This is a genomic window from Prevotella sp. oral taxon 306 str. F0472, from assembly GCF_000257925.1.
Classification (GTDB): domain Bacteria; phylum Bacteroidota; class Bacteroidia; order Bacteroidales; family Bacteroidaceae; genus Prevotella; species Prevotella vespertina.
This window is the reverse complement of sequence record NZ_AJIN01000011.1, coordinates 224515-250950: the sequence shown is the minus strand read 5'-3', so window position 1 is coordinate 250950 and position 26436 is coordinate 224515. Positions and strand designations below refer to the sequence as shown.

Genomic DNA, 26436 nt, shown 5'->3' with positions numbered 1-26436 from the left:
AACAACACCAAACACAACCGATCACCTTGGCAATTCAGGTGACTACGGTACAGCCACGGCAACAGGTACTTTAGGTGGCAGCGTCTTTAGTTTCCAATTAGAGCATCAAGCAACTTATCTCGTTTTCCAGCCTTACACAAGCAATGCTGTATTGAAGAACTGCTACTTAACAAAAATCGAAGTAAATTCCGACGACGATATTGCGGAAACCTACACTATTAATTCTAGCACAGGAAACTTGAATGGTTCAGCAGGTAGCAAACAAATTGTCTTAACAACAAAAGACCCAGTTGCAGGCAGCACAAACGAGAAAGGTTTCTCTTTCACCAATGCTACCTCTATCTCTACAGCTGATAAGGTCTACATGCTTATCAAACCAGGTGCACATACGCTTAAGGTTCGTTATTGGGTGAAGGACTACGACACAAATGTAGAAGGAACTATCACGAAAGTCTTACCTTCATTCAATTATGACAAGAACACCTACTACGATATGACTGCTAATCTTAATGTACGTGACTACGATGGCGACCATTATTACATGTGGGATGCTCAGGAACAATACTGGTACGGTTACGAATGGACAAAGAACTTGGCATCAGGTGTAGGCCAACCAACACTTCAAGGTCAGCCAGCAGGCAACTACGCCCAGAACAACGCTGACCCTAACCATCGTTATTACCACGAGGGTGGCGGTTCAGTTCGCTTCGATGCCACTCACACATCATGTAAAGATCTTCCAAACGTGAACGAGATGACGTGGTACGCTGCCAAGGGCGATCCCCGTTGGGACAAAGACGAGTTATGGACCACTATGGGTCATTTATATAAAGGTGGTATGTGGTTTAAGAAGAAGTCAGTATTGCAAGGCGAAGGTAATTACAATAGCAACACTGCTGTTGACGGCAGTGATTGGCGAACAGACGAAAAAAGCCAGACCTGGTCTGTATCACATACTCTTCCTTCCGTAGCCGATGCAGGCAACTATTTCTACCTGCCCGCCTTGGGTTTCTACGACGCTGGTCAGCTGTACGTCGTTGGCATCATCGGCCGCTATTGGTCGTCTAGTCTTGGCACGTTTAGCGGCGGCATGGGGTACAACTTGTACTTCAGCAGTAGTAGCGTCTACGTGGGCACTAACCCCCGCTACCTCGGGTACAGAGTCGAGCCGTCGTTTAAGTAGTTCTTGCGATTGTTCGTAGACTATTTTGTACCCAACGAATGGGTAGAGTTATACCCAGCGAATAAGTACGATCGTACCCAGCGAATGGGTAGAGGTCTACCCAACGGGCAGGGTACGACGCTACCCAGCAGCTGGGTACAAGACGACCCAACTGCTGGGTATGAAATACATGAAAAAAGACATCAAAATGATGTTGATATATTAATCTAATGTTTAATTAAAAACCAAATCAAAATGATTGAATTTAAAGTTGCGCCTCGTAAGGCGACAATGGGAAAAATGAAGGGTAAGACGGTGTATATCGCCGTACCGAAAGGTCAACAGAAGATCTCGCCCGAAATGGTGTTGGAACGCATTGTTCGTGAAACTTCATTGACGGAGGGTGATGCTCGGAATGTGATTATCACATTGCGTAACCTTATCCTTGAATGTGCACGTATGGGGACAGGCTTAGATCTCGGTGACATCTTCTCTTTGCGTGTGAACGTGCCCTCAAAGATGGAGGAGAACGAGAAAGATGTATGTGCCAAGAGCCTTAAAGCTCCGAAGCTAACATTGACATGGAAAGAGTCGGTGCGCAAGGCATTAAAGGAGTTGCAGGTGGATGTGGATAATCCAGCGCGGAAGAAAGCAAAAGGCCCTGCCCCCGAGCCGAAAGAAAAGGAGAATAAAGAAGAGAATGGACCAGTAGCTGGGTAAAAACGGCCTCCCCAAGCCCCTCCGAAGGAGGGGATGTTCTTATTGGATATAGTTTGAAACAACTAGAGATATGTGAGCGGATTAAGGACATCCCCTCCTTTGGAGGGGCTTGGGGAGGCTTTTTGAGGGTCGGCTTTTTTTACCACGGGAGCATTTTTTAGATTGATTCAGGGTATCAATCGTTCTGTAATAAGACAATCGATTATATTAATTGTGAAATTAATGTCTTTCAAAACTAGTGTATTAATTTGGTTCTCTCGCTCTTGTGGTACACAGCCTCACCCCCAGCTAACGGGGTGGGGCTTTTGTATGAGATAGAAGAACATGGGAGTTAGAGACATAATGCCATAAAGACATATTTTTTTAATGACATAAGTTTTGGAGACAGAGTAACATACGAACATAAGGGGATAGTAACATAGGGTTTAGACGGAATGACAAAGAGACATATTTTTAGACATAATGCCATAAAGACATATTTTTCAATGACATAGGTTTTGAAGATATGGTAACTCTTGTGATACTTTCATTCGAAGTAAGGGAGGGTTATTCTTATTCATAATGCATTGACTTGGCAGGATGTATATGACTGATGAGATAACTTGGAGCTATCAGAACAATAATACAAATTAATAAGGTTGCAAGGTTGAGGGCTATGATGAGGGGAATGTTAATCTCTACAGGAACAACACTCACATAATAAGTTTGTGGGTCAAGTGTTATTAATCCTAACCATTTTTGTAATAAGATGCAACCTAAGCCAATGATGTTTCCTAAGAGTAAGCCTCTACCAATAATAAAGGTTGAGAACCATAAGAAGATGTGGCGTATCTGACGATTGCGCGAACCAAGTGCTTTGAGAATACCAATCATTTGGGTATGCTCAAGAATAATAATCAGTAAGCCAGAGATCATCGTTACACCAGCAACAGCGGTCATAAGTGCTAGGATAATCCAAACGTTCATATCCATTAGATCGAGCCATGAGAAAATCTGTGGGTTCATCTCTGTGATATTCTCGGCAGAATAGGTCTCACCATAATGATCCACAGTGTTCTTCACCTTATTTAATATCCGCATTGTGATGAGATTGAGCTGTGAGAAGTCATTGACTTGCAATTCAGCTCCGCTATATTGATCAGGCTCCCATCCATTGAGCTTGTTGATGGTGTATAGATCCGTGAAGCAAATTTGTGAATCGAATTGCTTCATGTTTGTAGCATAAATACCTGTAATGGTGAACTTACGGGTTCGAACTCCTTGCTTGTTAATAAAGTAAGCGAAGAGGCGTTGCCCCACTTTTAGATTTAGTTTATCAGCGATGGTCTTTGAGATAACAATCTTTTGGTGGCTTTCAGAATCAGAAAACTTTGGAAGAGTCCCTTCTATCATATTTGAATGAATGAAGGTTGAATCGAACTCAGGTCCAACACCTTTTAATAATACGCCCAGGAAATCATCGTTTGTCTTTAAGATTCCCTGTGTGTAAGCATAACGTTGTACATGCTTTATACCAGGTGTACTCTTTAGAGCTCTGATTAAAGAATCATTGATTTGGATGGGGTATTGCTCGGAACCTTGTAAGGTAAGGAAGTCTGCTACAGTTATATCGCTTCCGAAGCCGATAACCTTATCACGGATAGAGTGTTTAAAGCCGAGAACGACACTCACAGAGATGATCATCACAGCTAAGCCTATTGTCACTCCTATGGTGGCAATACGGATAGCAGGCTTAGAAACCTTTCTGGTCTTGTCGCCTCCATTATAAATCTTTCGAGCAATAAAAAGTGGATAGTTCATAAGTTCTGTCCATGGTGTTCATGGACTATAATTTTAGAATTATAAACTTGAGTTTTGATTTTATTCTTCCTTTACGCGTCCTGGGTATGCCTCTAATGCCTTTTGTAGAATAAACAAAGCACGCTGTAAGTCTTCTCGTTTAAGTACGTATGCAATGCGAACTTGATTACGACCAGCACCAGGGGTTGTATAGAAACCACTAGCAGGAGCCATCATGACTGTTTCGCCTTCATAATTAAACTCTTCCAAGCACCAACGGCAGAATTTATCAGAATCATCAACAGGCAACTTTGCTACAGTATAGAAAGCTCCCATAGGGATAGGGGAGTAAACACCTGGTATACGATTTAAGCCATCAATAAGACATTTACGCCGTTCGACATACTCATCATATACATCACGATAATATGATTGTGGAGCATCAAGACTTGCCTCTGCAACGATTTGACCAATAAGTGGTGGAGACAAACGTGCTTGGCAAAACTTCATGACAGCTTTGCGTATCTCTTCATTCTTGGTTATCAAAGCTCCGATACGTATTCCGCATTCGCTGTAACGCTTAGAAACAGAATCTATAAGTATCGTGTTATTCTCTATCCCCTGCAAGTGCATTGCCGAGATATAGGGTGAGCCTGTATAGATGTATTCACGATAGACCTCATCAGAGAAGAGATATAAATCATATTTCTTAACGAGGTCACGTATTTGATTCATCTCTCTACGTGTGTACAAGTAACCCGTAGGATTATTAGGGTTACAAATCATAATAGCACGTGTACGCTCGTTAATCAACTTCTCGAATTGTTCGACCTTGGGAAGGGCGAAACCTTCTTCAATAGATGTCGCAATAGTCTTTATTTTTGCACCTGCAGAAATGGCAAATGCCATATAATTAGCGTATGCAGGTTCTGGGATAATGATTTCATCTCCAGGATTAAGGCAGGACATGAATGAGAATAGGACTGCCTCAGAACCTCCTGATGTGATAATAATATCATCAGGCGTAACATTTATGTTGAACTTCTTATAAAAGTCACATAGTTTCTTGCGGTAAGACAGATTACCTTGTGATGGAGAATATTCTAGAATCTTTCGATCAATATTCTTTAATGCATCCAGCCCACATTGAGGTGTGGGTAAATCTGGTTGTCCTATATTTAAATGATAAACTCTAGTGCCACGTTCTTTTGCCGCAGCAGCAAGTGGCGCCAATTTTCTAATAGGCGACTCTGGCATTTCAAGCCCACGAACTGATATTTCTGGCATAATTGTTTTGTTTATCCTCCTTTACTGATTACAAATAGGAGGAAGGGCATCCACCCATAGTTCTTTTACTATGCTTGCAAAGTTATATATTTTTTTTTATTTAATGGCACATTTAGGTGATTAACGCAGATTTTTTACTACTTTTGCGCTACATTAAATATGTAGTATCTCATCTTCTCTTTGAGGATGAGAACTTTTCAACTAAATTATTAAAAGATATGAGAAGTAGAACTAGCACATGGTTTGAAACAAGAGTGAGATATGATAAAACCATGGAAGATGGTCAGAATAAAAAGGTGATAGAACAATATGTCGTTGATGCTTTCAGCTTTTCAGAAGCAGAAGAGTTTATTACCGAAGAGATGTCACATTATGTAAGCGGTGAATTTGATGTAAAAGCCATTGCCCCAGCAGCATATGGTGAAATATTCTTTAGTGATATTGATACAGATGATAAGTGGTTTAAAGCTCGTCTAGCTTTTATTACTATTGATGAAAAGACAGAGAAAGAGAAACGTTCTTCTGTTACTTATCTTGTTCAAGCACATTCTGTCAATGGAGCCGTTAAGCATGTAGACGAAGTTATGGGAGCTACACTGATTGATTATGAAATTGCAGCTATCACCGAAACAAAGATCATGGATGTCTTTGAACATCGTGCAGGGAAAAAGGAAGAAATAGAGAGTAAGCCAGAATTTGAACAATAATCAAACGATAAAAACTTATAACTTATGTTTGATGTCGCAAAGAATTTACATGAAGTACTCGATACGCTTCCTGATGGAGTGAAATTGGTTGCTATCAGTAAGTTTCATCCTAAAGAGTATATAGAAGCAGCTTATCGTGAAGGACAACGTATATTTGGTGAAAGTCACGAACAAGAGCTGGCTGGTAAAGTTCAGAGTCTTCCCAAAGATATCGAATGGCACTTCATTGGGCATTTACAAACAAATAAGGTGAAGTACATTGCTCCTTATATATCAATGATAGAAGCAGTAGATACTGTCAAGCTTTTGAAGGAGATAAACAAGCAAGCTGCAAAGCATAATAGAGTCATCAATGTTTTATTAGAGTTGCATATTGCAGAAGAGGAGAGTAAATATGGTTTTACTCCAGATGCTTGTCGTGAGTTTTTGAAGAGTGGTGAATGGAGAGAACTAAAGAATGTGCATATATCTGGATTGATGATGATGGCTTCTAATGTTGAAGATCAAGAGCAAATACGTAAAGAGATGACATTTGCATCCAATTTATTTGATGAGCTAAAGGCATCTTATTTCTTTGATGATCCCGAATTTAAAGAGCGTTCATGGGGTATGAGCCATGATTATCCAATAGCCGTTGAATGCCATTCAACAATGGTGCGTGTCGGTACAGCTATCTTTGGTTCTAGAGTTTATTAATGAGGATTATGATAAATAAATTAAAGAGAGGCTCTCCTTTTGTGCTTTAAGGTTGTCATTGTTGATGAGAAAAGGCTGTTATGTGAAAAAGGAAAGGTGTTCTATACAAAAGAATAGTAGTTATATGAAAATAGAAATCCCGAAAGCCTAATGAAAGAACTTTCGGGATTATCCTCTTTATAGTTATATTCTTACTTTGGAAAAGATTATTCTTGATCCTTTTTGATAAGATTATTAATCCAGACTTGAATATCCTAATATTTAAAGTAAGAGTTTTATCCTATCTATTGTTTACTGTTTAAGAATATGTGTCAGGTTAAAAGCGGTAACCTAAGGTCAATAATAATTGACTCTTATCGTTCTTAACTTTAGTTCCTGTTGCTATATTATTATATGTAGTTGAGTTGATATTTATATTCTTTACATTTGAGAATGGATAAAAATCACCAGACTGACTACTATATTGATAAGCTAAGTCTATATTAAACTTATCAATCTGGTAACCAACACCTAAGGTAAAACGATTCGTTGCCTTCCAGTCGGTATAATCAGTTGCTGAAGCATAAGATGTTCCTAATGAAGATAGACCTGGGTCTTTCTGTCCATTGCTAAAATACATAGGACTTACATAATTATAACCAGCACGTAATGCGAGATTTGTTGTTGGCTTATACTCAATACCTAACTTTAATGTGCTAACAGCTTTTAGAACTTCTCGTGTGTGATTATTCATTTGAGTATCAGCGATAGATGAATCATAATAACTACCAGTCCAATAATCAATGTAACCACCATCATTGATTCTTGTATTAATGCGACTATAATCTTCATATTCATAAGTTGCACCTAAAGCAAGAGAACTTCCGATAGTATGACCTAATGAGAAACCAAACTTCCAAGGAGTCCATATCTTATAGTCATAAGAGTTGTTTACGTACTTGCTATTATTTGCAGCACCATAGTTTCTATAATCTATAAGACTAGTTGTGTTAGATGTGGTCAGATCATACCATGTTGGAGTCTTTACATATGCACCAATTCTAAATGGTGAAGATTCAATTGGACGTACAATCACACCTGCTGTAACATCAAAACCACTACCAGTGATACTTCTATTATCTGCTACCGAAGCACGCGCACCACTAACTAAATTCTCAGAATATTCACTATATGCGTTATAGTGTACATCCTTTATACCGAAAGTAACACCGAGATATACCCTATCGTTTAGGTTCCCACTAATACTGAAATCGTAGTTACCTATATAACCATTATGAGCACGATTATAAGTATAATCATTTCCTCCATCATAGTCATAAGGTTTCGTAGGATTGTTAGTTGGAATTAAAGTGTTCCAATAGAGATAATCTATCTGACTAAATGTATAAGCATTGCTTTTCTTATTTAAGTCAGAATATCCAACGTTAGCATTTGTTTTAGGATCTCTATCAATAAAGAATCCTCCTCTGCCTTCATCGCCTAACAAACCTTTAATAAATGATTGCTTATTCTGAGAACTACCATTCAACGAATTTGCTGCATTCAGGATATAATCAAAGTTCTTACCTTTATGATAGTTGAAACCAAAGTTAAGGAAAGACTTTGCTCCTGTGCGAGTAGAATATACTCCACCTATTTGGTCAAAGCTAGCATTAGTCTTATTACCATTAGCAAACTCTTTACCATTTGATTGCATGAGTAGACCACCACTTACACTAAGATTGCTATGTCTGAACAATCCAAGTCCAGCAGGGTTGGTTCCTATTGTTGATATGTCGGCACCCAATGCTTCCATAGCACCACCCATACCTACATAGCGAGCTGTTCCATTGAGATCCTCCCCTACTAACTTTGCATTCTCATAAGTTTCCTGAGCATTTGCTGACATTGCAATCATTAATGCTGTCGCAAATAAAAAATATCTATTCTTCATAATGATAAACATTATTTCCTTTAATTTCTAACTACTTTAAATTATCTGTGTCCTCCAAATACAGAACCGCTACCGCCACGTGCGCCACCAAAGCTTGCACCTCCGCCTTGTGAACCACCGAAGCCACCACCAAAAGAACCTCTACTAGCTCCACCAAAGGAATTATTCTCTGGCATTGAATAAACCTGGCGAGTCTGGTTCTGGAACTCACTTTGACGTTGACCGCCAAATCTATCCTGGTAACTTCTCAGATCATTAGGCTGAGTATTCGTGGTATTTCTGTTTTGACCAGAATAGGTACGAGGATAGTTTGAATATGTGCGATTTTGATTATAGTTATAATCTCCTGCTGTAGTTCCCCAATGGTTAGCCGTACCAGTATGCCCATTGCGATAAGTTACGTAAGCTCCTCTATAACCATAATATGGATAGCCCCAACCATAACCATAGTATCCTCTCCAAGGATTGTACCATCCATAACCAGCATAACCATAATAAGGATAACCGCCGTAATAGCTGTAGTATGGATATCCGCCATAATAACTGTAATAAGGATAACCACCATAATAGCCGTAATACCATGGATCGTTCCAAGTGTCATACCAGCCACCATAGAAAGGAGAACCAAAACCCCAACCTACATATATTGAAGAACGACCAGCAAACCATGGATCATAATATCCGCCCCAATAACCATCAAAGCGACTCATGCGACGACTATAAGCAAAATCATCATTATTACTATCATATCTACGTGTTAATCCACCATAAATAGTATCCAATACAACTGAATCGCCATGCAAAGTTGAGATGCGTGACATAAAAATATCATTACCCAAAGAGTCTACTCCCACTTTCTTATAGCTGTATTGTCCCCGACGATTATACTCATCATTTGATTTACCAATACCGCTATAGTAAACTGGGCGATCCTCTTCTACCCTATCCTTTAGATATTTTGCTTGTTCCGCCTTTGAAGGTGTGAAATAAAGGTCATCCTGCGCCATTGATAATAATGGCATGGCTCCAAATAAAACCGAAAGTAATACTACTCGTTTCATATGCCTTTTATTTTTTAATTTGTAACTTGTTTAACACCAATTTATTCTCCAATGCACTTAATATACACTTTCGATAGTGCAAAAATAGAATAACTTTCTCTGCAAATATACAGAAATTCCCTAATCCATGGTAGGTTTTTCCCTAATTTTTATAAATTTGCAATAGAAATTTAACACCATTATGAGATATATACAAGTAGAATTTACTGCAAAGCCTGATAATCAGGATATAAGAGACATTATTGCTGCTCTTACTGGTGAGATCGGTTTTGAATCTTTTTCCGATGAAAATGGGAAATTGATTGGTTATTGTCAAGAAGAACTCTTTCATGCGGAGAGTTTGGAAAACACACTTCAGAACTTTCCGATACCAGATGTCGAAATAACGTTTACTGCTAGTAACGTTGAAGATAGGAATTGGAATGAAGAATGGGAGAAAGCGGGCTTCGATCCGATAATTATTGACAATCAATGTGCTATTGTTTGTGGCAATAAACTAGAGGATGCGAATCATCAGCAAAATATCGAATCGATTCCAACGAAGATAGTTATTGATGCAAAACAAGCCTTTGGAACGGGAACGCATGAGACAACTCAGATGATTGTTTCGCTTCTTTTGAACCAAAATCTAACGGGAAAAAGAGTTTTAGATTGTGGCTGCGGAACAGGAATCCTAGGTATTGTGGCTGCAAAATATGGAGCAAAAGAGGTTGTCGCCTATGATATTGACGAATGGAGCGTTAATAATGCGCAACATAATGCAGAATTAAATGAGGTTGAATTAGATGTTCTGGAAGGCGATAAGCGTGTACTTTCTCATGTGAACGGAGTATTCGATTACGTTTTGGCTAATATCAATCGAAATATAATTCTTGAGGATTTGTCAGCTTTTGTGAGTGTGATGACAACTAATTCTAGGATCATTTTAAGTGGATTCTATGAGCAAGACGCTGAAATTATTTTAAAGGAAGCGAAAAACTTAGGTTTAGAAGAGTGCAAACGAATTATGAATCATGACTGGTGCTGCCTATTGCTTGAGAAGATTTAAATATTAAATTACAATCTTATAGATTACATTATATAGAAAAATAGACTAACTTGCGTGGAAATTTTAATTAATCACAGCAAGTTAGTCTATTATTTTTCTTGATATTTCCTAATTGTTTTTTTCAGCAATTAATAGTTTTCTGATCAAATACTATTATATTTTACAAAGAACATCCGTATTTTATTTTGTAATAAAATATTGCTATTTTAGTGGCTTATAATTACGTTATTCTAAAATGCGGGCTTATTTTTCTCAAATATCGTATTTATGAAAGTGAAATTTTAGTTTCGTTTTAAGTATTTGAATTATAGGTAATTATAAATTTCTGCAGAAGTTCCAGTCGAATTGATAGGAGGTTTTAATTTAAAAGAACTATCGTTTTAGGTGAAAAGTACTATCGTTTTGGGCAAAAAGTACTATAGTTTTGGGAAAAATGGAGGTTGGTTTTCATCAAAACGGAGGTAGGTTTTGAAGAAAACGGAGGTACATTTTGCTAAAAACGTATATACGATTTGGAAAAAAGCAAGATTAAAAGTCGTTTTTGCGAATAATATTTACGCAAAGAGTCTATATTGAAAGCAATAAATGTAAATATCTTTCGTGTAAAATAAGACGCTCAATTCGTGTTGCTTATGGTATTAACATACGCTGAAGACTATAGAAACTTCCATTATATATATCTAAGTCTACATAGCCTTTAATGCCCGGCAACTTGCCCGCATCAGTATGTTGCCAGAATTTCCACGCTCCTTGATAGCCCATTTGATCTACGTAATAATGTGCAATCCAATAAGGATATTCGTCGAAGCGAGAATCGGATAGGTATTGATCTTTAAACTTATAATAGGTATAGATAATTGGTTTTACATGATATTTCTGTTCTACAATACGCAACCATGTAAGGATATTTTGTTGAAACTCCTTAGTGCTGATATTGTTTGGTTTTGATTCTACATCTAAAACAGGGGGGAGGTCGCCCGATTCTAACTTTACCATTGCCAGGAAGAAATAAGCTTGTCGGTTGGGCGATGAGTTATTGCTCCAAAAATGGTATACACCTCGGATGAATCCCGATTCTTTCGCATTATAGAAATTATCCCTGAAACTTGCGTCTAAGTGGCTATCTCCTTCTGTAGACTTAATGAAAACAAATCGAATTGGTGACCGCTCAATCATCGCATTTCTTAGTCGATTCCAATTGATTGTACCTTGATATCGGCTTACGTCAATACCATGGATTGTGTAACCTGTTGGATAATTCGGGTCGCCATATATACCGCGCCATCTGAAACCAGTAGGGGCTACGAATAAGAGATAGAATGAAATGCTGTAAATACAAGCTAAACATAGTGCACCCAATACTTTCGCCCAACGTGGAATGATAATCCAAAGATGAAATAAATGTTGAGGTAGCTTTGAGAATTGCATTATGCCTGAAGGTAAAATGAGGTTTTGCTAGATTATAAAAGTAGGTGTGCCAAATATTTAACCTTATTAGTTTTTATTTGACACACCTTTCTTATTATGGGTATGCTTACTTAGTTTGCTCTAAGACGAGGGTCTTAGTTGTTTGATCGCAAACTGAAGAAGGTCCCCAATACTGGATAGGACCTGGGTAAACGTAGCATGTTTCCTTAGCCCACTTATCACGCTGTGCAGCAAAAGTCTTGAATGGAGTTCCATCAAGTTCTACAAGAGCTTTACGGATAACTGGTTTCATTTCACCATTACGCTTCTCCATGTTCATCATCATTGTGATAGGCACACCTCCAGCCTTCCATTGGTCTGTACCAGCAGTCGTATTCTTTACGATAGCCATGTAGCCAGTTTTGCCATTAGCGATTAGTTGAGCAGCTGAAGAACCTAGTGCATAACAGTAGTCAGCGTCGAAGTTAGAAGGAGCAGCGCAACGACCTTCGTAACCGAAGAAGTGGTGCTGAGCAGCAAATTTGCCTTCATATTTGCCTTCTTTCTTCCATTGATCAAGCTTAGCAGCAACCATCTCTGAGATAAGTTTCTCGGTCTCGATGAGAGAAACCTGTACGTTTCCGTGTGGATCACGATCGAGAGAAAGCTGACGAGCAACGCCCTCAGGAAGAGTTTCGAATGTAGCTTTGTTTTCAGCAGATAGGTGTTCGAGGATATACTTACGCTGTGCATCCTTGTCAAGGTTCATATAATCAGCACCATGAGCAGCCAACAAATCATTCAATTCCTGAATAAGACGACCGATAGCTGGGATAAATTCGATGAGACCTTCTGGGATTAAAACAACACCGAAGTTATTACCTTGTGCTGCACGATAAGCAACAACGCCTGCAATGTACTCAACGATGTCATTCAAAGTCTGATCCTTTGCCTGGATTTCCTCAGAAATAAGACAGATATTTGGCTGTGTCTGTAATGCGCATTCAAGTGCAATGTGAGAAGCAGAACGCCCCATCAACTTAACAAAGTGCCAGTATTTACGAGCAGAGTTGCAATCACGCTCGATGTTACCGATAAGCTCAGAGTAAGTTTTAGTAGCTGTATCGAAACCGAAAGAGGTTTCAATCTGATCATTCTTTAAGTCGCCGTCAATAGTCTTTGGGCAACCAATAACCTGTACGCCATATTGTTTTGCTGCATAATATTCAGCCAAAACACAAGCGTTTGTGTTAGAATCGTCACCACCGATGATAACAATAGCCTTGATGTCTAGTTTCTTAATGATCTCAAGTCCCTTCTCAAACTGATCTTCCTTCTCAAGTTTAGTTCTTCCTGAACCAATCATATCGAAACCACCAGTGTTGCGATAAGCCTGAAGGTTCTCAGCTGTAATCTCAATATAATTGTGATCAACAAGACCACCAGGTCCCATAAGGAAACCATAGAGGCGGTTGTCTGGATTCAACTTCTTAACTTCATCAAATAAGCCAGAGATAACGTTGTGACCACCAGGTGCCTGACCACCTGATAAGATTACACCAACATTCATCTTTGCATTATTAGCAGAGTCAGCTGGTTCGAACTCTACGAGAGGCATTCCGTATGTATTAGGAAACAACTTCTTGATGTCCTCCTGATTATCAACACTCTGTGTAGGAGCACCTTCTTTTACCTTTACTGCACCCTGAAGAGCTTTTGGTAACTTTGGTTGGTAACCTGCTCTTTCCTTCTGCAATGCGCTAATTTCCATTGTGTAAATAAAATGATTTAAATGTATGAATTATTAATAATTTATCTATGATGCAAAATTACTTTTTTTATCTGATAAATAAAAAGAAATGGCATTAATTTATTCTTTTAACTCTATTTTAGTAGGAGATATATTTGTATTTCTAATTATTTTATCTATCTTTGAGCATTTAAAAGTTAAATAATAGATTATTTAGGATTAATATGAGCAACAAAAGAGATCTTAAGCGCACCATTAATTATATTTGTGGTGACTTGTTTGTAGAGGGTATTGCAGCTTCTCTCTATGGTGAGAGTCGTGAGTCAGACAATATAGAGGCTCTCCTCACTTCTATTTTGTCTATGCACAATAATTATATTAGACGCGTCTCACATGTTGAGCCTGGTATGCCTGCTAAGGTATATTTTAAAGACCTCAAAGATAAATTCAGTAAGGAAGTCAATGAAGTTATTGACCAACTTAATAACCTTGCGTAGTAATGTTGCAATCTCTTTCAAAGTGGCTTTTATATAAACGTATGGGGTGGAAGAAAGATGTTCGTTTCACTTTACCCAATAAAGCTATTATCTGTCTTGCGCCTCATACAAGTAATTGGGATTTTATTATAGGGCAGTTGTATGCACGAGCAGAAGGGCTTCATAGCAATTTCTTGATGAAAAAGGAATGGTTTGTTTGGCCTTTGGGTTGGATGTTTCGTAAACTTGGAGGAATACCTGTTTGGCGTGATAAGCACACGAGTATGACAGATCGATTAGCAGAATATGCTATGAGGGCTGACTCTTTCCAACTTTGTGTTACTCCAGAGGGAACTAGAAGTTTAAATGCAGAATGGAAGAAAGGCTTTTATTATATAGCAATGAAAGCAAAATTGCCAATTTTCCTCTATGGTGTCGATTTTGAACAGAAAATGATAGTATGCTCTAAAGTGATAACTCCAACAGGAGATATAGAGAAAGAACTAAGAGAGATAAAATTATATTTCAAAGACTTTAAAGGTAGACATCCAGAGCTATTCACAATTGGAGAGATAAATAATGAAGATTAAATGGTTGTGTACGGCGCTTGTAGCTGTATCTACTCTAAATTTACATGCACAAACGGGCAAAATAACATGGGACAAGACTGATTATCAAGGGAAGCCATGGGTAAAGAATGTGTCACGTCCAAATGAAATCTCTGAAGGATTGCAGAATAGACACCTTTCTATATGGGCATCTCATGGGAGATATTACGATTCAAAGAAAGGTACATGGAAATGGCAACGTCCAATTCTGTTTGGAACAACGGAAGATCTATATACACAAACAATAGTACTCCCCTATCTCATTCCAATGCTAGAGAATGCTGGTGCAATAGTCTTTACTCCTCGTGAAAGAGATTGGCAAAAGAATGAAGTAATCGTTGATAACGATAGTAAGTATAACGGTTATAAAGAAGAAAGTCTGAAAAAGAAGTGGGAGAATACATCTGTACCAGGCTTTGCACAGCATTATGGTAGTTATAGCGATGGTGAGAATCCCTTCATAGCAGGTACTGCCCGCCAAGTAAAGTCCCGTAAGCGTAAAAGTAAATTAAGTTCAGTTGTTTATCAACCGACAATTCCTGAGTCTGGACGTTATGCTGTATATGTAAGCTATCAAACACAGAAGAAGAGTGTCGATGATGCAGAATATATTGTATTTCATAAAGGACAAGAAACACATTTCCATGTTAATCAAAGAATGGGCGGAGGAACATGGGTATATCTTGGTACTTTCGAATTTGATAAAGGAAATAGTATCAATAACTCTGTAGTACTCACCAATCGTAGTGCTCACAAGGGGATTGTCACTGCTGATGCTGTTCGCTTTGGTGGTGGTATGGGCAATATTGTTCGAGGAACTTCTGTTAGTGGATTACCACGTTTCCTAGAAGGTGCTAGATATTATACTCAATGGGCTGGTGCTCCAAGGAATGTTGTAAGCACAAGCAATGGTTCTAATGATTATAATGATGACATCAATTCTCGTTCACTAATGACAAATTGGCTAGCTGGTGGATCTTCTTATCTTCCTCATGTGAAAGATGGTAAGATGGTTCCTATAGAACTTTCTTTAGCTGTACATAGTGATGCGGGGATAAAGTCAGATGGCAGTCTTGTTGGAACATTAGGAATATGTACTACACAACAAGGTAATAGTACATTGGGCGATGGTCTTTCTCGTCAAGCATCTAAGACATTGGCTCAACAGCTTGTTGCAAATGCAAAGAAAGATATCGAAAAGAGCCTTAATATCTCTTGGCAAACACGTTCTGTATGGGATCGTAATTATAGTGAAACAAGATTACCAGCAATTCCTTCTGCTATATTAGAGACTTTATCACATCAAAACTTCCCTGATATCAAGTTGGGACAAGACCCTAATTTAAAGTTTACACTAGCACGTTCTATATATAAGACTATTCTGAAGTATGAAGCAGATATGCATCATACAAGATATGTGGTTCAACCACTTGCTCCTAATTGCTTTAAATTAGAATATATTTCTGCCAAGAAGATACGTTTGCAGTGGAAACCAACATCGGATGTAAGTGAGCCAACAGCTATACCTACTTCATATAATGTTTATACATCTATCGGAAACAGTGGCTTTGATAATGGTGTGAATGTGCGTGATTCTTATTACGACATAGAATTAGAACCAGGGATGGTCTATAATTTTAAGATTACAGCTTGTAATCGTGGTGGAGAAAGTTTCCCAACAGAGACATTATCTGCTTTCCAACGTAATGGTGCAAAACAGACCATTTTAATTATCAATGGTTTTCATCGTCTTTCTTCTCCAGCTGTTATCAATAACAACTTAGAGCAAGGATTTGATATAGAAGCTGACCCTGGTTTAAGCTACATTAATAATGCAGGCTGGAGTGGTAGGCAGAGCAACTTCGATATTTCTATGATGGGAAAAGAAGGTGTAGATGCTCTCGGTTATGGTGGTGAAGAACTTGTTGGTAAAGTTATAGCAGGTAATAACTTTAGTTATACACGTGAACATGCGGAAGCTTTATCACATACTGGTAATTATAATATTGTTAGTTGTAGTAGTAAAGCTGTAGAAAATGGCGAGATTGATCTTTCCAAATATACCCTTGTTGATTTAGTACTTGGAAATGAGAAAGATGATGGGCATAGTCTTATTTATTATAAAAGTTTTAAACCATCTCTTCGTCAAAAACTTTCGGCGTATCTCCAGAAGCACGGTAAGTTGCTTGTTAGTGGTTCCTATCTTGCTTCAGATATGCAAGGTGCAGATGAACAACTTTGGTTGAAAAACTATCTTAAAGTTACTTATGATGGTTCTAATGCTAATAATTACAATTCTACAATCAGTGGAATGGGAACATCATTTGATATCTATCGCACAATAAATGAGCAGCATTATGGTGCTTATACACCTGATAATATTTCACCAACAGATAATGCTTTCTGTGCTCTTACTTATGCAGATGGGCATGGTGCGGCTGTAGCATACAAAGGTAATGATTATAGCGTGTTTACCACATCTTTCCCTCTAGAATGTATAAAGAGTTCATCTATACGTAACAACATAATGAAAGGAATCATCACTTACTTGATGAGTAAATAATAATCTTAAAAGTTAAAGCTATGTACAAAATTCAAGCAAATGCCACAGGCACGAGAAGTATCGAAATTAGTGATAAACATCTAAAGACTATTCTGAAGTATGCCCTTCTCTCTGGTCTTGTAGATTCTAATGGTATTGTTGATGAAAACATTCTTGATAAGTTAAAGTTTAATATTCGTGGTCTATTAGAGTCTGAACCTGGAAAGGATAAAGAACTTTTGGATTTATGTTTAGATGTTATTTACAACCAAAATATGAAAGCTATTGGACTTAACAATCTCATTAAGCTTTACAAGACCTGGGTTGCAGAGCATCAGGTTGAGGTGAATCTTGGAGAAGAGGCAATAGAAGAATAAACTAAAGAAGTAATCGTTTGAGTTCACAAAAGAAGAAACAAGAATCTGCTAAGCAGAATAGAAAGGACACAACTTCTACTCCACAAAGAAGAGAGCAAAAAGTAACTACTTTCAAAGAGCAAACAAAAAGTTATAGTCGGTTTCAATTAACCGACTTTTTGCCGACAACAAAGAAAGAAGTTGAATTAAGAGGATGGGATCAGTTGGATATCATCCTATTTTCAGGTGATGCCTATATTGATCATCCAGCTTTCGGAGTTGCTGTTATAGGTCGTACACTAGAAGCTGCTGGTTATAAAGTCGCAATTGTACCACAACCAGATTGGCATGGTGACCTTAGAGACTTTAAGAAACTTGGTTGTCCTCGTCTCTACTTTGGTATTGCACCAGGAGCCATGGACTCAATGGTAAATAAGTACACTGCCAATCGTCGCTTACGTTCGGAAGATGCTTATTCCCCTGATGGTCGTCACGACTTACGTCCAGAGTATCCTAGTATTGTTTATGCTAATATTCTAAAACAACTTTACCCTGATGTTCCTGTAGTGTTGGGAGGTATCGAAGCCTCTTTACGCCGCTTGACTCATTATGACTATTGGAAAGATTGCTTGCGCAAGTGTATTCTTTGTGATGCACATGCAGACATGATTATCTATGGTATGGGGGAAAAGCAAGTAGTTGAGATTGCAAAGGAACTAGAAACAGGGATTAGCATAAAGGATCTTAAGAATATCCCTCAAACAGTCTATCTATGTAAAGAAGAAGAAATACCTGGTGGAATTAATGAGGATGATATAGTTCTCCATTCCCATGAATCGTGTCTTCATAATAAAAAGTTCCAAGCAGAGAACTTTAAGTACATAGAAGAGGAGTCCAACAAGAAACATGCTCAACGTATTCTACAAGCAGTAGATAATCTTTATGCTGTTGTAAATCCTCCCTACCCTACTATGACAACAGCAGAGGTTGATGCTGCATACGATTTGCCATACACTCGGGAACCACATCCAAAGTATCGTGGTAAAACAATCCCTGCCTACGAAATGATTAAACATAGTGTAAACATTCATCGTGGGTGCTTCGGTGGTTGTGCTTTCTGTACAATCTCCGCTCATCAAGGTAAGTTTGTTAGCTGTCGTTCAAAGGAAAGTATTCTGAAAGAGGTAAAACAAGTTATAGAGATGCCTGATTTCAAAGGCTACCTCTCCGATCTTGGTGGTCCTTCAGCTAATATGTATGGTATGGCTGGTAAGAATCAGAAGGCATGTGAACATTGTAAACGTCCAAGCTGTGTAAACCCAGAGATTTGCCCTAACCTCAATACTGATCATTCAAGACTGCTTGATATTTATCATTCTGTTGATGAACTTTCTGGAATTAAAAAGAGTTTCATTGGCTCCGGTGTTCGATACGATTTACTATTGCACAAGAGTAAAGATGAGAAGAGTAATGAAGCTGCAAGACAATACACACATGAACTGATTACACGTCATGTCAGTGGACGATTAAAGGTTGCTCCGGAACACACTTCTGATCGTGTTCTAAAGTTAATGCGAAAGCCTTCCTTCCAACAGTTCTATATCTTTAAGAGAATATTCGATAGGATTAATCGTGAAGAAGGTTTACGACAACAGATTATTCCTTATTTTATCTCTTCACATCCTGGATGTCAGGAAGAAGATATGGCAGAATTGGCAGTACTGACAAAGGACTTAGACTTCCATTTGGAGCAAATACAGGACTTTACTCCAACTCCAATGACAGTATCAACAGAGGCATGGTACACTGGTTATGATCCATATACCTTAGAGCCTATCTTCTCTGCAAAGACCCCAAAGGAGAAACTAGCCCAACGACAGTTCTTCTTTTGGTACAAGCCAGAGGCACGTCGTGATATAGAAAGGGAATTACAACGAATTGGACGTAGTGATCTTATAGGGAAACTTTACGACAATATGCCTAAGCGACATCCTCGCACGGTTTATGATCCAAAGGCAATTGGAAGTTCCCCAGAAGTGGATCAACATCAAAGTAATAGTCGTCCACGAAAACAAAAACGAGGGCAACAGTTTACAAGTCGTAATAGTTCTTCTACACAAAGTAGCAATAAACCCAAGAGTTATAATCCAAACTTTAGAAGCAATAGACGACATAAGCAAAGGTAAGACTTAACAATATTTAAAGAGGTGAAGATTAGTATCTCCACCTTTTTTATTACTTTTGCATATAATTTTATAAAAAGGAAATGACGTTTACAATAAATAGACGTAAGATCCTTTTCTAAGGGAAAGTAACATCGAACATATAGTGAAGCTATAAATAAGAAAATAAAAACAAATTATGAGTAAGCAAACAGAAAAGATCAAGGCTCTCGTAGAGAAGCGTGAGTTGGCTCGCTTAGGCGGTGGTCAGAAAGCCATTGATAAGCAGCATGAGCGCGGCAAGTATACAGCACGTGAGCGCATTGAAATGCTGGTTGATAAAGGTAGTTTTGAGGAGTATGATATGTTCAAACTCCATCGTTGCCACAACTTCGGTATGGAGAAGAAACAATATTTAGGTGATGGTGTTGTTGCTGGTTCAGCAACAATTGATGGTCGCCTCGTTTATCTCTATGCTCAAGACTTTACTGTAAATGGTGGTTCTCTTTCAGAAACCATGGCACAGAAGATCTGTAAGGTAATGGACATGGCTATGACTAACGGCGCACCTGTTATCTGTATGAACGACTCTGGTGGTGCACGTATCCAAGAGGGTATCTCTGCATTGGCAGGTTATGGCGAGATATTTGAACGCAACATTCTTGCTTCAGGTGTGATTCCACAGATCTCTGGCATTCTTGGTCCTTGTGCAGGTGGTGCTGTTTACTCTCCTGCTTTAACTGACTTCATCATCATGAAGGAACAAACAAGTTATATGTTCCTTACTGGTCCTAAGGTTGTTAAGACTGTTACAGGTGAGGACATTGATGCAGAACATCTTGGAGGTGCCAGCGTTCATGCGTCTAAGAGTGGTGTAACTAGTTTCACGGCTAAGACAGAAGAAGAGGCAATGGACTTGATTAAGAAGTTGCTTTCTTATATTCCTTCTAACAATCGTGAGGAAGCTCCACGCGTAGAGTGTACCGACCCTATTGATCGTAAGGAAGACCTCTTGAATGAGATTATCCCAGACGATCCAAACCAAGCATACGATATGTATAAGGTAATCCAGGCTGTAACCGATAACGGAGAGTTCTTCGAGGTACAACCTAAGTTTGCTAAGAATATCATTACAGGTTTCGCTCGTTTCAATGGTCAGAGTGTTGGTATCGTTGCTAACCAGCCATCAGCATACGCTGGTGTATTGGATACGAACGCTAGCCGTAAGGGTGCTCGTTTCGTTCGTTTCTGTGACGCATTCAATATTCCAATCGTATCACTCGTTGATGTTCCTGGCTTCTTACCCGGTACAGGTCAGGAGTACAATGCCGTTATTCTTCATGGTGCTCAGTTGCTCTACGCTTACGGCGAAGCTACAGTACCAAAGATTACAATCACATTGCGTAAGAGCTACGGTGGTTCTCACATCGTAATGGGTTGCAAGCAGCTTCGTTCAGATCTTAACTTCGCATGGCCAAGCTCAGAGATTGCTGTAATGGGTGCTTCTGGTGCTGTTGCAGTACTCTGTGGTAGAGAGGCTAAGCAAGTTAAAGAGCAAGGTGGTGATGTAAAGCAGTTCCTCGCAGAGAAAGAAGAGGAATACTCAGAGAAGTTTGCTAATCCATATCAAGCAGCTCAATTTGGTTATATCGATGATGTTATCGAACCACGCAACACTCGTTTCCGCATCTGCCGTGGCTTAGCACAACTTGCTCACAAGAAGCAGGATCTCCCAGCTAAGAAGCATGGTTGTATGCCAATGTAATTGCAGGAGGCTAGACTATGGATAAGAACGTATATGCTGTAATAGCGATGGCACTCTACGAGTTTGCCGGAAACAATGTTCACGACATCGAACCAAGCATTATAACCATTAAGCCAAAGCAAACAATGTGGGATGCTAAGTTCGAGATAATGACAAAGAAACCATAATAGAAAGTCAAATGAAAGAATTTAAATATACAATCGACGGCAAAGAGTATAAAGTCGAGATTGGTGAGATTAGCGCAGAGAATGTTGCTGAAGTTACTGTAAATGGTGACAAATACAGTGTTCAGATGGATAAGCCAACTGAGCCAGAGAAGAAGAAGGTTGAGCTCGGCAAACCTGCTGCAACTGAAGCTAACGAAGACGCTGCACCAGCAGCTGCAATCAACGCATCTGCTGCTATCAAGGCTCCACTACCTGGTACGATCACTTCTGTTGAAGTAACTGTAGGACAGGAAGTAAAGGCTGGCGACACCGTAGTTGTTCTTGAGGCTATGAAGATGCAAAATAGCATTGAGGCTGAAAAGGATGGTAAGGTAACCGCTATTGCTGTTAAAGTTGGTCAAGCTGTACTTGAGGATGACCCATTGGTTGTTATTGAGTAAGACAATATTGTTCTCTATATACATGTAATTAGTATATATAAATAAGGTAAGCCCCGAAAGTCGAGTTACATCACTTTCGGGGATTACTATATAATAAGGTGGCACTTTAATGTTTAGCCCCATCTAATGTATAGAAAAACAAGGATTCCACGTAAAGAACAACTCCATCAGCTATACGCTCTTGTATGAGGAGAACCTTTAAGTTAAACGATAAATGTACTTTAAGTTAGAGGTTGATTCTACTTTAAGTTAGTGTCCAATCGTACTTTAACTTAAACATCTTTTCTGATTTATACTTAGCGAACTATTTTCTACTCGTTTGTATAGCGAATTATACAAACGTGTATAATCAATTATACAAACGTGTATAATCAGTTATACAAACGAGTATAATATCGCACTCTAACTTAAAATGCTTTCGTACTCTAAGTGAGAGATTAATCTTACTTCAAGTAGGATGTTAACGAAACATTGACTTAAACATAGAAAGCTGTTTAAGTCAATGTGTTCGAATAAGTTAATGGTTGAAGAATTAAGTTCATTATTAGTAGTGTATCCAGCCCTACTAATAAGAATTATTGGACTTTAATCTTAAGTCTTTTGCTTACTATTAAAGAGTATTCCCCTCCTTTGGGAATACAACAGAAGGCTTAAACTTCTTAGCCTCCTCAAAATCCATCATTGCATAAGAGATGATAATTACAGTATCACCTACAACGGCTTTACGGGCGGCAGCACCATTGAGACAAACGCAACCGCTTCCACGCTCACCTTTTATAATATAAGTCTCAAGACGTTCACCATTGTTATTGTTGACAATTTGCACTTTCTCGCCAGCTATCATATTAGCTGCATCCATGAGGTCTTCATCAATGGTTATACTTCCCATATAGTGAAGGTTTGCCTCTGTGATTGTTGCACAATGTATCTTACTCTTTAATACTTCTATTTGCATTTCTATTCTATCCTCTATATTTAATATGGTCAATCAATCTTATTGGAGTTTTACCGCAATAGACGGTTATACATCCAACGATATTTGTTGATTCTTTCCAGTCAGTAACATCAAGAAGTGTGTTACCATCTACGATTGCGAAGTACTCAACTTCTAGTCCAGATATAGCATTGATGTCAGCTATAACCTTATCATGAGTTTCCTTAACACTATGGCTTTGAGAGAACTCTATACTTTCCTTCAAGGCTCTGTAAATGTTAGGAGCAATAGCACGCTCGTCATTGGTAAGCAATGTGTTACGAGAACTCTTTGCTAATCCGTCTTTGTCACGAACGATAGGACATTCAACTATTTCTATATCCTTCTGCAAACCAAGATATTCTACGAGACGTTTAATAACGGCAATCTGCTGCCAATCTTTCTCACCAAAGTAAGCACGGTTAGGGCGTGTGATATAAAACAATCTACTAACCACCTGACAAACACCATTAAAATGTCCTGGGCGCTTAGCTCCCTCCATAACAGTTGATTGTGGAGGGAAGTTGAACTGTCGAGTATCAGGTCGTGGATATATTTCATCAGCAGATGGAGCAAAGACATAGTTGGCACCACATTGTTCGAGTAGTTTACAATCAGCCTCCAATGTACGTGGATAACGCTCCAAGTCTCCCTTATCGTTGAATTGTGTTGGATTTAAGAAAACAGAGACAATAGTTATATCGTTTTCTTCCACACTACGTTTAACAAGCGAAGCATGTCCTTCATGTAAAGCTCCCATTGTCGGAACTAATCCGATAGTCTTGTTATCTTTTCGCAAAGAGAAAAGCTCATTTTGGACATCAACAATCTTTTTAAAAACTTTCATTAGTCACTATAATTTAAACGCTGCAAAGTAACAACAAAATTATTAAAAAGACGAGAAATAACATGAAATAATGAGAATAAGTAATACATTTCCACCCTTTCTAATTGAAAACAAGCTGAATCTCAGTTTTTATTCGTACCTTTGTAAGCAATATTAAATTTCTAACATAAAGAATGGGAAAGAAAGTATTATTTGTTAATCAAGAAATCATACCATACGTACCTGAGACTGAAATGTCTCATTATGGTTCTGAGATGCCACACCTTATGCAAGAAGCAGGATATGAAATTCGTACATTCATGCCTAAGTGGGGAAGTGTTAATGAGCGTCGGGGACAGTTACATGAAGTGATACGTCTCTCAGGGATGAACTTGATTATAGACGATACTGACCATCCATTGATTATCAAGGTGGCAAGTATCCCGCAGACTCGCATTCAAGTCTACTTTATAGATAATGAAGACTATTTTCAGAAGCGTTCTGCTATGACAAAGGATGAATTAGGCAATGATTATCCAGATAATGGTGAACGTGCAATCTTCTTTGCAAGAGGAGTTCTAGAAACAGTAAAGAAGCTCCGTTGGGCACCAGACATTATTCATTGTCAAGGTTGGATGGCATCTGTTATACCATTCTATGTTAAGACGGCTTACCGTGATGAGCCTCAATTTGCTAACTCAAAAGTAGTCACATCTCTTTTCTCGGAACAACCACAGGATAGTCTTGGGGTCAATTTCAAGAAGAGTTTAGAGTTCCGCGAAGCAAAGGCTGAGAGCCTAAAGAAGTATGGGGATAACTTTGACTTTATGGAACTTGGTAAGTTGGCAATCGACTACTCTGATGGTGTTATTAGCACTAGTGAGGGCGTTAATGCAGCACTAATTGATTATGCAAAGAATAACGAAAAACAACTTCTTGAGCATATAGCTAATGATACGGAACTAAAGGGTAAGTATTCAGACTTTTATAACAACTTGATTTAATGAAAAGAAACTTTATTGTAGCATGCTTACTGGTAGCCTGTTTCGGCATGGTATCATGTGACGATACGACTAATACAATTGGAGGTTCATTAATAGACAACATTGATAAACTCTCCGTGAAAGCTGATACTTTCAATGTAACATCGAAAACGGTATTGGCTGATAGAGTTATTGGTCGTACATCAACTGGATACTTGGGGCGAATGGAAGATCCTGAAACTAGAACAATGGTTACAGGAAACTTCATGGCACAATTTCATGTATTAAATGATTACCAATTACCAAAGGCAGACTCTATCATGAGTCGTGATGCTAATGGAATCATAGCTGACTCATGTGATATACGTTTGTACTATTCTTCTTACTATGGTGATTCTCTTAGTCAGATGAAGCTCACTGCGTATGAACTACAAAAGCCAATAGAGGAAGGACAGGTATATTACTCTGACTTTGATCCAGAGGCACAGGGGTATATACGTACAAATGGAATTGCAGTACGACGTTCTTACACCTTATTAGATTATACAGAGGAGGATAGTATTCGTAATACAAAGGGGTATAAACGTAATATTATCATCAGACTCAATAAACCTTATACGGATAAGAATGGGCAGACATACAATAACTATGGAACTTACTTGATGCGCAAGTATCAACAAGACCCTGCTGCTTTCCGTAATCCATATAAGTTCTTACATGACATTTGTCCTGGATTCTACTTTAAAATAGATGGCGGCTCTGGTTCTATGGCACATATTCTCACAGCCCAGCTTAATATCTATTTCAAGCATAAAGAGAAAGGAAAGGTAAATGAAACTTCAACGAATCTTATAGGTACGGAAGAAGTGCTACAGATGACTAACTTTGCCAATGATAACACTCGCTTACAGCAGTTGGCTGCAGAGACAGGTTATACATACCTAAAGTCTCCTGCTGGACTGTTCACAGAACTTTCACTACCAATGTCTGACATTTTGTCGGCTCACAGTAATGACTCTATAAATTCAGCGAAGATTGTTCTGCTACGCCAAAATAATTCGTCAACAAGTAATTATCAATTTGGCATACCAAAGAACATTGTGATGGTTCCTTCAGATAGTGTTCAATCGTTCTTTGCTAACAACCGCCTTCCTGATAGTAAGACGTCGTTCTTGGCAACATACAATTCAAAGGAAAATGCTTATACCTTTAATAATATAGCAGGGATAGTAAACTTGTTTGCACACCATCAGAATGGAAGTGCTAATTGGGGTAAAGTAACCTTGGTTCCGGTTGAAGTTCAGACTGTACAGCAAGGTACGGGTGAAAGTGCAGTAACTAAAATTATAAAGGTCTCTCATGACATGGGGTTGTCAAGCACAAAGTTGCTAGGTAACACCACAGGAGCAAATAACATAAAGATTTCAGTTATATATAGCAAGTTCAATGGCAGATAACTTCTTAGAACGTCATCGAGAGGATTACGAACGTCGTAAGGCTGCTTGGCTTAAGAAAAAGAAATTGGGATTAATACATAAGAAAAGTTCAGAAAAGCCAACGATGACGCAAGATAAACGTTAAATATTAA

At 38.5% G+C, this 26436-nt stretch carries 24 protein-coding genes; 16 read left to right on the top strand and 8 right to left on the bottom strand.

What is annotated here, in order from left to right:
* Both HMPREF9969_RS12975 and HMPREF9969_RS02070 read left to right on the top strand, forming a co-directional pair.
* Positions 1-1183, top strand: a 1183-nt coding sequence (locus HMPREF9969_RS12975) for a hypothetical protein (RefSeq protein ID WP_009434038.1), incomplete at its 5' end; no start/stop codon positions are given.
* A 234-nt stretch (positions 1184-1417) separates the two neighbouring features.
* Positions 1418-1882, top strand: coding sequence for a DNA-binding protein (locus HMPREF9969_RS02070; RefSeq protein ID WP_009434209.1), 465 nt, complete (start codon positions 1418-1420; stop codon positions 1880-1882).
* 552 nt (positions 1883-2434) lie between these two features.
* Here the strand turns inward: HMPREF9969_RS02070 and HMPREF9969_RS02065 are convergent.
* Positions 2435-3682 (bottom strand): ABC transporter permease, encoded by a 1248-nt coding sequence (locus tag HMPREF9969_RS02065; RefSeq protein WP_009434034.1) that lies wholly within the window; start codon positions 3680-3682, stop codon positions 2435-2437.
* 60 nt (positions 3683-3742) lie between these two features.
* Positions 3743-4948 (bottom strand): pyridoxal phosphate-dependent aminotransferase, encoded by a 1206-nt coding sequence (locus HMPREF9969_RS02060; RefSeq protein ID WP_009434141.1) that lies wholly within the window; start codon positions 4946-4948, stop codon positions 3743-3745.
* Positions 4949-5166: 218 nt separating this feature from the next.
* On the opposite strand from HMPREF9969_RS02060, the gene HMPREF9969_RS02055 reads away from it, so the two are divergent.
* Complete coding sequence (locus HMPREF9969_RS02055) at positions 5167-5655, top strand: DUF4494 domain-containing protein (protein WP_036894636.1); 489 nt, start codon at positions 5167-5169, stop codon at positions 5653-5655.
* 24 nt (positions 5656-5679) lie between these two features.
* Positions 5680-6351 (top strand): YggS family pyridoxal phosphate-dependent enzyme, encoded by a 672-nt coding sequence (locus tag HMPREF9969_RS02050; RefSeq protein ID WP_009434217.1) that lies wholly within the window; start codon positions 5680-5682, stop codon positions 6349-6351.
* A 316-nt stretch (positions 6352-6667) separates the two neighbouring features.
* On the opposite strand, the gene HMPREF9969_RS02045 is transcribed toward HMPREF9969_RS02050, so the two are convergent.
* Both HMPREF9969_RS02045 and HMPREF9969_RS02040 read right to left on the bottom strand, forming a co-directional pair.
* Entirely contained in the window at positions 6668-8284 is a 1617-nt protein-coding gene (locus HMPREF9969_RS02045) for an OmpP1/FadL family transporter (protein ID WP_036894670.1), read from the bottom strand.
* Positions 8285-8325: 41 nt separating this feature from the next.
* Positions 8326-9345 carry a hypothetical protein gene (locus HMPREF9969_RS02040; RefSeq protein WP_009434171.1) on the bottom strand — a complete coding sequence of 340 codons (1020 nt, stop codon included), beginning with the start codon at positions 9343-9345 and terminating at the stop codon, positions 8326-8328.
* A gap of 181 nt (positions 9346-9526) precedes the next feature.
* On the opposite strand from HMPREF9969_RS02040, the gene prmA reads away from it, so the two are divergent.
* Positions 9527-10393: a 50S ribosomal protein L11 methyltransferase gene (gene prmA, locus HMPREF9969_RS02035; RefSeq protein ID WP_009434194.1), complete on the top strand. Its 867-nt coding sequence runs from the start codon at positions 9527-9529 to the stop codon at positions 10391-10393.
* Between the two features lie 630 nt (positions 10394-11023).
* Here prmA and HMPREF9969_RS02030 read toward each other — a convergent pair.
* Entirely contained in the window at positions 11024-11821 is a 798-nt protein-coding gene (locus HMPREF9969_RS02030; RefSeq protein ID WP_009434052.1) for a glycoside hydrolase family 25 protein, read from the bottom strand.
* 106 nt (positions 11822-11927) lie between these two features.
* On the bottom strand, positions 11928-13571 hold the full coding sequence (locus tag HMPREF9969_RS02025) for a diphosphate--fructose-6-phosphate 1-phosphotransferase (protein ID WP_009434216.1): 1644 nt from the start codon (positions 13569-13571) through the stop codon (positions 11928-11930).
* Positions 13572-13774: 203 nt separating this feature from the next.
* Here HMPREF9969_RS02025 and HMPREF9969_RS02020 point away from each other — a divergent pair, with 203 nt between their 5' ends.
* The 8 genes from HMPREF9969_RS02020 to HMPREF9969_RS01990 all read left to right on the top strand — a co-directional run bounded on the left by HMPREF9969_RS02020 (position 13775) and on the right by HMPREF9969_RS01990 (position 22066).
* A complete protein-coding gene (locus HMPREF9969_RS02020) occupies positions 13775-14047 on the top strand; it encodes a hypothetical protein (RefSeq protein WP_004383637.1) in 273 nt (90 codons plus the stop codon).
* 2 nt (positions 14048-14049) lie between these two features.
* Positions 14050-14616 (top strand): 1-acyl-sn-glycerol-3-phosphate acyltransferase, encoded by a 567-nt coding sequence (locus HMPREF9969_RS02015; RefSeq protein ID WP_009434144.1) that lies wholly within the window; start codon positions 14050-14052, stop codon positions 14614-14616.
* Positions 14606-17197 carry a xanthan lyase gene (locus tag HMPREF9969_RS02010; RefSeq protein WP_036894627.1) on the top strand — a complete coding sequence of 864 codons (2592 nt, stop codon included), beginning with the start codon at positions 14606-14608 and terminating at the stop codon, positions 17195-17197. Before HMPREF9969_RS02015 ends, HMPREF9969_RS02010 begins: the two co-directional genes overlap by 11 nt.
* Before the next feature lie 20 nt (positions 17198-17217).
* A complete protein-coding gene (locus HMPREF9969_RS02005) occupies positions 17218-17553 on the top strand; it encodes a hypothetical protein (RefSeq protein ID WP_009434067.1) in 336 nt (111 codons plus the stop codon).
* A gap of 17 nt (positions 17554-17570) precedes the next feature.
* Positions 17571-19718 (top strand): YgiQ family radical SAM protein, encoded by a 2148-nt coding sequence (locus tag HMPREF9969_RS02000; protein ID WP_009434079.1) that lies wholly within the window; start codon positions 17571-17573, stop codon positions 19716-19718.
* Positions 19719-19893: 175 nt separating this feature from the next.
* Positions 19894-21459, top strand: coding sequence for an acyl-CoA carboxylase subunit beta (locus HMPREF9969_RS01995; protein ID WP_009434033.1), 1566 nt, complete (start codon positions 19894-19896; stop codon positions 21457-21459).
* A gap of 17 nt (positions 21460-21476) precedes the next feature.
* A complete protein-coding gene (locus HMPREF9969_RS12970; RefSeq protein WP_009434108.1) occupies positions 21477-21626 on the top strand; it encodes a hypothetical protein in 150 nt (49 codons plus the stop codon).
* A gap of 11 nt (positions 21627-21637) precedes the next feature.
* A complete protein-coding gene (locus tag HMPREF9969_RS01990) occupies positions 21638-22066 on the top strand; it encodes a biotin/lipoyl-containing protein (protein WP_004383626.1) in 429 nt (142 codons plus the stop codon).
* A 610-nt stretch (positions 22067-22676) separates the two neighbouring features.
* Here the strand turns inward: HMPREF9969_RS01990 and panD are convergent.
* Positions 22677-23021 (bottom strand): aspartate 1-decarboxylase, encoded by a 345-nt coding sequence (panD, locus tag HMPREF9969_RS01985; RefSeq protein WP_009434044.1) that lies wholly within the window; start codon positions 23019-23021, stop codon positions 22677-22679.
* A 7-nt stretch (positions 23022-23028) separates the two neighbouring features.
* A complete protein-coding gene (gene panC / locus HMPREF9969_RS01980) occupies positions 23029-23886 on the bottom strand; it encodes a pantoate--beta-alanine ligase (RefSeq protein WP_009434049.1) in 858 nt (285 codons plus the stop codon).
* Positions 23887-24059: 173 nt separating this feature from the next.
* Between panC and HMPREF9969_RS01975 the strand changes: the two genes are divergently transcribed.
* Genes HMPREF9969_RS01975 through HMPREF9969_RS01965 form a run of 3 tightly spaced genes read left to right on the top strand, consistent with a single transcriptional unit; the run spans position 24060 to position 26429 of the window.
* A complete protein-coding gene (locus HMPREF9969_RS01975) occupies positions 24060-24869 on the top strand; it encodes a glycogen/starch synthase (protein ID WP_009434181.1) in 810 nt (269 codons plus the stop codon).
* On the top strand, positions 24869-26305 hold the full coding sequence (locus tag HMPREF9969_RS01970; RefSeq protein ID WP_009434123.1) for a DUF4270 domain-containing protein: 1437 nt from the start codon (positions 24869-24871) through the stop codon (positions 26303-26305). Before HMPREF9969_RS01975 ends, HMPREF9969_RS01970 begins: the two co-directional genes overlap by 1 nt.
* On the top strand, positions 26295-26429 hold the full coding sequence (locus tag HMPREF9969_RS01965) for a hypothetical protein (protein WP_036894625.1): 135 nt from the start codon (positions 26295-26297) through the stop codon (positions 26427-26429). Before HMPREF9969_RS01970 ends, HMPREF9969_RS01965 begins: the two co-directional genes overlap by 11 nt.
* Positions 26430-26436 lie beyond the last annotated feature (7 nt).

Bases quoted from the DNA above. Each gene is read 5' to 3' on its own strand.
- HMPREF9969_RS02020 (WP_004383637.1), top strand. From the start codon at position 13,775: ATGAGCAACAAAAGAGATCTTAAGCGCACCATTAATTATATTTGTGGT.
- panD (WP_009434044.1), bottom strand. From the start codon at position 23,021: ATGCAAATAGAAGTATTAAAGAGTAAGATACATTGTGCAACAATCACA.
- HMPREF9969_RS01975 (WP_009434181.1), top strand. From the start codon at position 24,060: ATGGGAAAGAAAGTATTATTTGTTAATCAAGAAATCATACCATACGTA.
- HMPREF9969_RS02050 (WP_009434217.1), top strand. From the start codon at position 5,680: ATGTTTGATGTCGCAAAGAATTTACATGAAGTACTCGATACGCTTCCT.
- HMPREF9969_RS01970 (WP_009434123.1), top strand. From the start codon at position 24,869: ATGAAAAGAAACTTTATTGTAGCATGCTTACTGGTAGCCTGTTTCGGC.
- prmA (WP_009434194.1), top strand. From the start codon at position 9,527: ATGAGATATATACAAGTAGAATTTACTGCAAAGCCTGATAATCAGGAT.
- HMPREF9969_RS02030 (WP_009434052.1), bottom strand. From the start codon at position 11,821: ATGCAATTCTCAAAGCTACCTCAACATTTATTTCATCTTTGGATTATC.
- HMPREF9969_RS02040 (WP_009434171.1), bottom strand. From the start codon at position 9,345: ATGAAACGAGTAGTATTACTTTCGGTTTTATTTGGAGCCATGCCATTA.
- HMPREF9969_RS02070 (WP_009434209.1), top strand. From the start codon at position 1,418: ATGATTGAATTTAAAGTTGCGCCTCGTAAGGCGACAATGGGAAAAATG.
- HMPREF9969_RS02010 (WP_036894627.1), top strand. From the start codon at position 14,606: ATGAAGATTAAATGGTTGTGTACGGCGCTTGTAGCTGTATCTACTCTA.
- HMPREF9969_RS01965 (WP_036894625.1), top strand. From the start codon at position 26,295: ATGGCAGATAACTTCTTAGAACGTCATCGAGAGGATTACGAACGTCGT.
- HMPREF9969_RS02015 (WP_009434144.1), top strand. From the start codon at position 14,050: ATGTTGCAATCTCTTTCAAAGTGGCTTTTATATAAACGTATGGGGTGG.
- HMPREF9969_RS02060 (WP_009434141.1), bottom strand. From the start codon at position 4,948: ATGCCAGAAATATCAGTTCGTGGGCTTGAAATGCCAGAGTCGCCTATT.
- HMPREF9969_RS01990 (WP_004383626.1), top strand. From the start codon at position 21,638: ATGAAAGAATTTAAATATACAATCGACGGCAAAGAGTATAAAGTCGAG.
- HMPREF9969_RS02005 (WP_009434067.1), top strand. From the start codon at position 17,218: ATGTACAAAATTCAAGCAAATGCCACAGGCACGAGAAGTATCGAAATT.
- HMPREF9969_RS02055 (WP_036894636.1), top strand. From the start codon at position 5,167: ATGAGAAGTAGAACTAGCACATGGTTTGAAACAAGAGTGAGATATGAT.
- panC (WP_009434049.1), bottom strand. From the start codon at position 23,886: ATGAAAGTTTTTAAAAAGATTGTTGATGTCCAAAATGAGCTTTTCTCT.
- HMPREF9969_RS12970 (WP_009434108.1), top strand. From the start codon at position 21,477: ATGGATAAGAACGTATATGCTGTAATAGCGATGGCACTCTACGAGTTT.
- HMPREF9969_RS02025 (WP_009434216.1), bottom strand. From the start codon at position 13,571: ATGGAAATTAGCGCATTGCAGAAGGAAAGAGCAGGTTACCAACCAAAG.
- HMPREF9969_RS02065 (WP_009434034.1), bottom strand. From the start codon at position 3,682: ATGAACTATCCACTTTTTATTGCTCGAAAGATTTATAATGGAGGCGAC.
- HMPREF9969_RS01995 (WP_009434033.1), top strand. From the start codon at position 19,894: ATGAGTAAGCAAACAGAAAAGATCAAGGCTCTCGTAGAGAAGCGTGAG.
- HMPREF9969_RS02045 (WP_036894670.1), bottom strand. From the start codon at position 8,284: ATGAAGAATAGATATTTTTTATTTGCGACAGCATTAATGATTGCAATG.